Annotated in this window: 6 protein-coding genes and 1 pseudogene; 1 reads left to right on the top strand and 6 read right to left on the bottom strand. The window is 51.9% G+C overall.

What is annotated here, in order from left to right; all coding sequences use genetic code 11:
• The 6 genes and pseudogenes from FAP39_RS17715 to FAP39_RS17135 all read right to left on the bottom strand — a co-directional run.
• A pseudogene (locus FAP39_RS17715) lies at window positions 1-336 on the bottom strand (DUF1217 domain-containing protein); the annotation flags it as partial.
• Window positions 333-737, bottom strand: coding sequence for a flagellar biosynthesis repressor FlbT (flbT, locus tag FAP39_RS17155; protein WP_138017592.1), 405 nt, complete (start codon window positions 735-737; stop codon window positions 333-335). The gene flbT and the pseudogene FAP39_RS17715, both read right to left, overlap by 4 nt.
• Window positions 734-1,111, bottom strand: a complete 378-nt coding sequence (gene flaF, locus FAP39_RS17150; RefSeq protein WP_138017591.1) for a flagellar biosynthesis regulator FlaF — start codon at window positions 1,109-1,111, stop codon at window positions 734-736. The genes flbT and flaF overlap by 4 nt, the downstream gene beginning before the upstream one ends.
• A gap of 76 nt (window positions 1,112-1,187) precedes the next feature.
• Window positions 1,188-2,399, bottom strand: coding sequence for a flagellin (locus FAP39_RS17145; protein WP_138017590.1), 1,212 nt, complete (start codon window positions 2,397-2,399; stop codon window positions 1,188-1,190).
• Between the two features lie 207 nt (window positions 2,400-2,606).
• On the bottom strand, window positions 2,607-2,966 hold the full coding sequence (locus FAP39_RS17140) for a hypothetical protein (RefSeq protein ID WP_138017589.1): 360 nt from the start codon (window positions 2,964-2,966) through the stop codon (window positions 2,607-2,609).
• Window positions 2,956-3,240: a rod-binding protein gene (locus FAP39_RS17135; protein WP_138017588.1), complete on the bottom strand. Its 285-nt coding sequence runs from the start codon at window positions 3,238-3,240 to the stop codon at window positions 2,956-2,958. Before FAP39_RS17135 ends, FAP39_RS17140 begins: the two co-directional genes overlap by 11 nt.
• A gap of 98 nt (window positions 3,241-3,338) precedes the next feature.
• Here FAP39_RS17135 and fliK point away from each other — a divergent pair, with 98 nt between their 5' ends.
• Window positions 3,339-4,886 (top strand): flagellar hook-length control protein FliK, encoded by a 1,548-nt coding sequence (fliK, locus tag FAP39_RS17130; RefSeq protein WP_138017587.1) that lies wholly within the window; start codon window positions 3,339-3,341, stop codon window positions 4,884-4,886.
• Window positions 4,887-5,048 lie beyond the last annotated feature (162 nt).

Below are 5,048 nucleotides of genomic sequence, written 5' to 3'. Positions count from 1 at the left end.
ATGAACATAAACCAGATGCATCTTAGCCAAGCCGCAAACCTGTCCTAAAAAGCAGGACCACTTCACTATCGTTCCGTCACTTAGTATCTTTCGAACAAAATGAGTATTGTTGATATCGTCAGATAGTCCAAAGGCCCCTAGAGCGACGCGTAGCAACCGCCGGTCAGATACAAGCTGATCTGCGCTCTGAATGTCGCCAATATTTTGCGCGAAATACTCTGTATCGCGGACCAATGTGGGGCTCTTCTGAAACGCTGTAGTCTGTACCTGCATTGTGCGATTCAGAAACCCCCAACCAGCTAGGCCTCCAACAGGAATGACGGGTTGAAAGGTCATGAGACTCTTGCCGCCAAAAGCCGTTTCTCTCTGGGAAGCAATGTGCGTAGGTGCTTCAGACCCAGATAGAAACGATGCTCCAAGATAGCATCTGTCGCATCCGAGAGCTGTCGGCGACTATCGATGTCAGTCAGAATTTGACTGAGTTCTTCGAGCCGATTTAAGATTTGCATCTGTGCATGGTCTGGGTCCGAGTCTCCGGACAACACAAGTTGTAGTGCGTAGCAAAGACGCCTTACTGGGGTATTCGCTTCTTCGGGATGTATGGCATCGCGCAGGCGGAGAATATTCGCATTTGGGGACACAATCGACAGCCGGCTGCGGCGATCGCCGTTCTCAATCACAGCGCCATTGATCAGGACACGCTCTTTTGGGCTAAGCTTTAGGACCAAACCGCTCATAATGTGTGCCCTCCGTCTCTTAGGCCACGCAGAATAGCTGTGTTTACTTCCAGCAAAGGTCTGACGCGTGCCTTTCCCTCTAGCACTTGTTCACTATGAAGGTTGGTGAACTCAGCGAGGTAAAACAGGCGGGCACGCAGATCTTGAGGAAGGGCATTGTTTTGGTCAGCAACCATGGTTGCAATTAGGATCCAGAGCTTTCTATTTTCATGTATGGCTTGAGCTAGATCGGCGAACCCTGGTTTGCCTTTTTGCGCAGCAACCTTAAGTCGGTTTGTGATGCGGGAAATTGTATCGTATTCCAGTCCGCGTGGTGTGCGAGTGGTTGCAGATGTTTCAGAATATGCGCGTTGCGCTGAGCTATGAGATGTCACGAGGCATCCTTCCAGAATGTGGAACTAGATAATTTGGTATGGGTGTGACGTACGCCACACCCATGTGCTCAGAGTGTTAGCGGAACAGCGACAGAATGGATTGTGGCGCCTGATTTGCAATCGATAGAGATTGCGTGGCAAGCTGTTGCTGTGTTTGAAGCGCTTGGAGACGAGCAGATGCTTCTTCCATATCGGCATCCACCATCGACCCGATTCCTGATTTTAGAGAATCCGATAGCTTCGAGACAAAATCAGCTTGAGTTGTGATCCGTCCTTCTGCCGAACCAAATGCGGCCGAGGCATCGATTGCAACGTCAATCAAACCTTCGATTGCAGTAAGCGCCGTTGCAGCATTCGATGCGCTAGACACATCAATGGAAGAAAGCGCACCTAATCCCCCTGATCCGGCATTCTTATACTGACCGGTGATGGTGAGGTCGTCAGTGCCACCGGCTGTGGAGAAGCTTAGCTCACCAGGAGTGCCGCTGTCGTAATCTACTGTAAGCCCGGTGATACCCATGCTGTCGATAGAGTTCTTTAGGCCAACTGCGATAATGTCGGCGGGTGTCCCTGCCGCTGCATCAGCTGCGGTCAGCGTATAGCTTGCAGTCTGATCTCCGATGCTAAAGGACACGCTGTCGCCTGCGGCCCAAGGATTTGTACCATCGGCGATGGTGATGGCACCAGAGGCCCCGCCATTCAAGGCAAGAACCACTGCGTCACCATCCCCCGAAGCGGTACCGTCCGTGGTCGCAAAAACATCATTGGCAACATAGCCACCGGTGGACAAATCTTGGGCGGTTACCGTGATGGATGATGATGTCACGGCACCGGTATTGTCGCGATCAAGAGATGACAGAATATCGGCGCTGGCGGCTGTACCATCAACAAGGTTCAGGCCATTAAACTGGGCTGCCCCTACAACAGACGCAATTTGATCCTTCAGGGCTGTCACATCAGTGTTCAGCTTTCCCCGATCAACGTTGTCCTCTTGAGCAGCAACAATTTTGCCTTTCATCTGGGTCAGAAGGTCGGTCACCGTTTCGGAAGCGTTTCGGGCTACCGCGACGGTAGACTTACCCAAAGACAGGCTCTCAGAAATAGATTTGAAGCCTTGAACGTCAGATTCCATGACTTTTGAGATGGCCCAGATGGCAGAGTTGTCCGCGGATGATGCGACGCGCTTACCAGTCGAAATTTGAGTCTGAGTATCTGAGAGGTTGGCATTTACAGACTTGAGGGTTTGTAGCGCAACCATTGCGCTGTTGTTTGTCAGAATGCTGGACATGGCATTTCCTTATTGTGTTCGATGCTTTGCATCAGTTTGAAGGTCGCGCCCATATTTTGAGAACGCAAGAATTGTCATTCTGACCTGTACCGTGCCACGTTGGCGTCGGTGCCACCCTTGTTGGATGCGCTGTTACCATGTCCTTGCAAGTGCTAACGGATTGCTAAATGCTCACACGCTAATTCATCACATTTGATATAAATCCGGTCAGGCACGCTTTTCTACTTGATGGATGACGCTGACCAGCACCTCTGATTTTTGTCCCTGTTGGTCATACGTGTGCAGACTCTGTTTAAGTTGTTTTAGTGCCTCAAGTCGCTCTGAAACCATTCTTATACCGCGCATTGCGCCCTCTAGCAGAACCTGATTATGGCGAAGTTTTTTGCCAAGGATTTTGATGCGATCAGGATCGGACGGAGTCTCGCTGTTGAGGGTGTCCAGAATTGCTTCCTTGCGCTCAAGTAAAAACGGTAGTGCATTGAGATCGCCCTTCAACAGCGCTTGTCGCTCGTCTTCCAAGAGTGCGTTCAGTGACTCGATGGCCGTGCCTGCGGTGTCATTTTTCATCTTGGGCTTCCTTGAGTGATTCAAAAATTATCTCTGTCAAACCGAGGCCACCCGCTTTGACAATTTCTTTTGCCTGAGCGTTTACAAGAAATGAGGAAAATTGATCCTCACCACTGCCCCCGCCGAATCCTTCTAGGGGTTTTCCTAGCCCCGAAATCTTCAACATTTCTGCTAGAAAGCTTGCCTCTAATTCTTGTGCTGCCTTGTAGGCAGGTGAGTGCTTGTATTCTGAACCTTGCGGGAGTGGAGGCGCTGGGGGCGCTGGGATTTGCATAGAGTACCTCGAAATTGAAGTGGTTTTTCTAAATCTAGGATGCAATCGGTAAAGAACTGGTAACTACCCTTCTGCAAGTATGGCCGCGGTGAGCAAGAATGCTTGAGGATTTAATGACGATGACACCGCCGACAGTTGAGGGAGTCCCCTTGGTCAAGACTATGGGGCGTTTGGCCCAACCCACGCTGGCAACGGTAGACAGCGCGGGCTCTGACTTGTTCGAAGCAGAATGGCAGGCGCAGATGGCGTCTGAGCATCCTCACCTAGCTCAAGATATGCTTGTTCGTGTGACTGATGATGAACATAATCAGGCCGCAAATATGGACACGAAAGATGCCCTGAATCACCGAGACGAGGCGGTGTTAGCGTCCGAAAACCCACAGGACCAAATTGCTGAACGACAGCCTGCCCAAGCATCCCTGGCGGTTGCGAACACCTCGACAGAATTGCCCATGCCCAAGTCTGGCATTCAACTCGATACCGACGAGTCAGCGTTGTCGTCGCTTCGTCCACCCAAGTCGCAAAATAGTAAACCGGAGAGCTTCGGCGAGCCAGCTCAACGAGATATTGCCATGCACGCCGAAACGACTTTGATAGACAGCGTGCCGGCAATCAGCGTCGGACAAGACAGACCCCAAACCGCACATCAATCGGCCGAAATAAGTCAGCGAACCGAACGGACCACCAGATTGGGTATACTGGACTCCGACGCGTCGCTGGCTCAGAAAACGAATTTGGATGTCTGGCAGAGGATGCCTTTGGCTGAAACGTCTATAAGTCATAAGCTCTCAGTGGACGGGAGCGCTCAAGCGAAAATCCAGACGCCAGATTCTCCCCACTCAAATCCCCCGGTTTCCGAGCGTCTTCCAACGGACTCTATCGTATCACGATTACCCGAACTTACTGCGTTGCCTCACGGTGTCATTGGGGTCGCGCAGAGTGAAATGGCCCAAACTACGTTTCCCAAGCACATGGGTGCATACGATGGTGCGTGGTCTGATCAGCGCACGCCTTCACCCACGGAAACGCCAGAGGCAGGCCTCGCTGGTGTGACCACAGCTAGCGTTGAAGGAGGAAAGCAGGTGCGAGAGCTCCCCTTTATATCGCCAAACCCTATGGGACACGAAACTCAGATAGATGCCCGCAGTGTATTTCAGCCCATGGAGCCTGAAGACTCGGAGTGCATGGCCGAGCTTTCCATAGGAGAGGGACGTGGCAGCGCATCGGTTTCCAACATCAGCGCCCCAATGACCATGACGACGACTCCGACACGTGTGGTTCAACAAGTCGTCGATGTGGTTCGAAATACATCTGAGTCGGTGTTGGAGGTAACGCTCAAGCCTGAGGAATTGGGCAAGGTGCGCCTGACCTTTGCGCCCTCTGAAACTGGTCTACACGTCACCGTTCTTGCAGACCGGCCAGAAACCCTTGACCTCATGCGACGGCACTTTGATCTACTCGAGAGCGAATTGCGGTCTTTGGGATATGAGGGGGTGTCACTGTCGTTCGGCGAGGGTGAGGCGCGTTCGGATGCAGACCAAAACAAACAGTCTGCATCCGGTATCTCAGACACAGCGTCCGAGTCCGCCAGCATACCTGAAGTGACCAGCTATCATTTGACTGCTGGCCTAGATATCCGAATTTAGAGAGGTCACATGGAAGTCACCCCAACACCGCAAGCTGCTGCTAACGCGCCAAAGCCAAACCAATCAGAGACCGTTCTAAGCTCTGACTATGAGACATTGGACCTGTCGCGTTTTAGTGCCGCCCCAAGTGCTCGTTTAAGCCACCTTTCGTTCGAAGGCGAC

This window comes from Shimia litoralis (genome assembly GCF_005518135.1).
Lineage (GTDB): Bacteria > Pseudomonadota > Alphaproteobacteria > Rhodobacterales > Rhodobacteraceae > Shimia_E > Shimia_E litoralis.
Note: the sequence above shows the minus strand (reverse complement) of the source record. Positions and strands in the feature narration are given on the sequence as shown.